Source organism: Streptomyces sp. NPDC059003 (assembly GCF_042740445.1).
In the GTDB taxonomy this organism is placed as follows: Bacteria; Actinomycetota; Actinomycetes; order Streptomycetales; family Streptomycetaceae; genus Streptomyces.
In genome coordinates this window covers 1-2,404 of sequence record NZ_JBHYJH010000410.1, presented here as the reverse complement: position 1 = coordinate 2,404, position 2,404 = coordinate 1, and the positions used below count along the sequence as shown (strand labels likewise).

4 protein-coding genes are annotated in these 2,404 nt (G+C 67.5%); 3 read left to right on the top strand and 1 reads right to left on the bottom strand.

Annotated features, from left to right (window positions below; all coding sequences use genetic code 11):
- The 3 genes from ACFWZ5_RS46160 to ACFWZ5_RS46150 all read left to right on the top strand — a co-directional run.
- Positions 1-349, top strand: a 349-nt coding sequence (locus tag ACFWZ5_RS46160; RefSeq protein WP_384893267.1) for a hypothetical protein, incomplete at its 5' end; no start/stop codon positions are given.
- 154 nt (positions 350-503) lie between these two features.
- Positions 504-935, top strand: coding sequence for a hypothetical protein (locus tag ACFWZ5_RS46155; RefSeq protein WP_384893264.1), 432 nt, complete (start codon positions 504-506; stop codon positions 933-935).
- Between the two features lie 93 nt (positions 936-1,028).
- Positions 1,029-1,277, top strand: coding sequence for a hypothetical protein (locus ACFWZ5_RS46150; RefSeq protein WP_384893261.1), 249 nt, complete (start codon positions 1,029-1,031; stop codon positions 1,275-1,277).
- Here ACFWZ5_RS46150 and ACFWZ5_RS46145 read toward each other — a convergent pair.
- The coding region (locus tag ACFWZ5_RS46145) for an ISKra4 family transposase (RefSeq protein ID WP_384893259.1) at positions 1,267-2,404 on the bottom strand (1,138 nt) is incomplete at its 5' end. The two genes, ACFWZ5_RS46150 and ACFWZ5_RS46145, sit on opposite strands and share 11 nt — an antisense overlap.

The following is a 2,404-nucleotide window of genomic DNA, read 5'->3' as shown; positions in this document are numbered from 1 at the left end:
GCCGACCTCGACCAGCTCGAACGTGCCCTGCGTCACGGTCTACGCCAACTCCAGTACCACAGCGGCACCATCGACGGCTGCCCTACCGCAACCAGACTGCCCCTCACCCAGACGACACCACACCTACAAGCTCAGTAAGGCGAGCAAGGACAACGCACTGGGGATGGCGGCGGCGGCACTGCGCGAGGCTCAGGAGGCGGTCCATTCGGCCCGTCGGCAGCTGACCGCGGTAGTTGTCAGCGCGTACCGGGCCGGGCAGCCGGTGGCCCGTATCGCTGAGCGTGCGGGCATGAGCGCGATGGAGGTCCCGAACCTACTGGCCGCGACCGGGACCTCGCGCCGCGGGTGAGCACAGCTGTGGCGTCTGGGACCGCACCTGGCCGGTGGCGTCCATGGTGGCGAAGCCAGCGGGTGAGTATGTGTTGCAGCTTGCTGAGGTCAACGGGGTCGATTGAGGCCAGGAGCGCGGTGAGGTTGGGGGTGCGATGTATAGGCTCGCGTGGTTGCTGATGCTGGAGCGCGATGCGGACGATGCGGCGGTCGAGCCCGTAGCGGGCGCTGAGCTGATGCCGGTGGGCGCCGTCCTGGTAGGCGTCGTTCAGGAGCATGACGAGGCTGACCCTCATCGAGGGCTTGGTGAGCCGGCGGTCGAGCGCCGTGGGGAAGATGCAGGTCCGGTCCGGGTCGGTGTCGGCGCGGCCCGGGGCATCGGGGAGGGTTCGTCGCAAGTCGGTGACGGTCCGTCCGGTGACCTGTGCCAGCAGGTCGAGGTCCGGGGTTCCGTAACTGCCCCGTCGGCAAAGAACCTTGCGCAGGTATATGTGGGGCAGGTGGTTGACGCGGGCGAGGCGGCGGATGAAGGACTCGGTGCCTTCGCCGAGGCGCGGCCGGACCTGGATGGGGTATCGCCGAGATGCGGGTCAAAGGGGCAATGAGTTAAGGGTGCGGCTCCTCTGAAGTGACCGATGGAGATGCCGCGTTGGCGGCAGAATGGCCGTGCGTTCGGGTCCGTCGCTGAGGGGAGAATCATGCTGGCTGTTGCGGAGCGTCTTCGTGGGATTGGCGATGTGCCGGATGTGGTGATCTGGCACGCTCCGGGTGATGGCGCCGAGTGTGATGGCGACTGCGACTTCCACGCCATTGCGTGCAGTGACAGCGAGGGCATTGTGCTGCCGGCACCGAAACGCGACGTGCCGGTCGACCTGGGTGTTCCTGGTGAACGATGGTGTGACGACTGCCTGGCGATCATCTCCCGGGAACCCGTGATCAGGCGGTAAGAACGTAACGCTCCTGGTCATTGGCCACATAGAGCCGCTGGTGTTCGGCGGCGATGTGATGGCGCCAGTAGGCGTCGAGGTCGCCGTTGGCGGTGACGGCACGGAGTTTGAGGACGGCTTCGGCGCCGACCAGGCCCCAGCGGGCGCCGCCGATGTCGAGGCGGTCGGCGACCAGGTGCCTGGCCGCGCCCTCGATGATCCCGGTGGCGATCGGCCAGCCAGCCGCGAGGGCCTGGTCGTAGTGCAGGAAATCTGCATTGCCGCGCAGGTAGCGGATGCACGTATTGACACCGCGACGCAGCTCTTCCGTCAACTCGGCGTGATCTGCCTCGACTTGAAGAGCGTCGGCAGTGTCTTCGGCCTGGCCGTTCAGGATGCTCAGAGCCCGGGCGGCGACCCAGTCCTCGACACGCTGGTCGCCGGGGCGGTGGAAGCACCAAGCCGCCGACCATACCTTTTCCAGAACATGGATGATGTCGATGACGATGTGCACGTCGACGTGGTGCAGGCGGGCTTCGGTCTTTACAAGGTCGAGTTGGTGGCGGGCGCCGTCGACCAGGACGACCCAGGTGCGGCGATGCTCGGGGTCACGGGCCTGGGCATGGTCGAAGATCTGCTTCACGACGTGCTCGGCGTCGCGCTCGACCGAACCGCACAGCCACTTGCTCCGGGCGGCGGGGCCGGGCCGACGGATGTGGCCGTCCGTGAAGCCGCCGGGCGGCATGATCACGTCGTGCGGACGGCGGGATGCGGGCTCGGCGTCGTAGACAGCACCGAGGGTGGCCATGCGCTTCCTGCCGTTCTTCTCCCCGGCGGCCAGGCGGGTACGGAACGTGTGCTGGCGTTTCGCGGCGGCCTGCCGGGTGACTTCGCGCAGGGCCTCGGGCCTCATGATGATGCCCTTGCCGTCCGCGGACAGCACCAACACGGTGGAATCGGTGGCGGGTTCGAAAACCTTCGCCTCGTAGAAGGCGTCGATGTCGGCGGCGGCCTCGACGAGCAGACCGGCCAGCCGGCGCTTGCCGAGCACGCGCCCGCACCGGCGAATGATCGACTCGTGGGCCGCGTCATACGAGATGTTCGCCGCTGGGCAGGACAACGCGGTGATCGCCAAACAGCTTCGGGTC

What these genes read in the sequence shown, in the direction of transcription:
- ACFWZ5_RS46150 (WP_384893261.1), top strand. Translation starts at nt 1,029, where the DNA reads ATGCTGGCTGTTGCGGAGCGTCTTCGTGGGATTGGCGATGTGCCGGAT.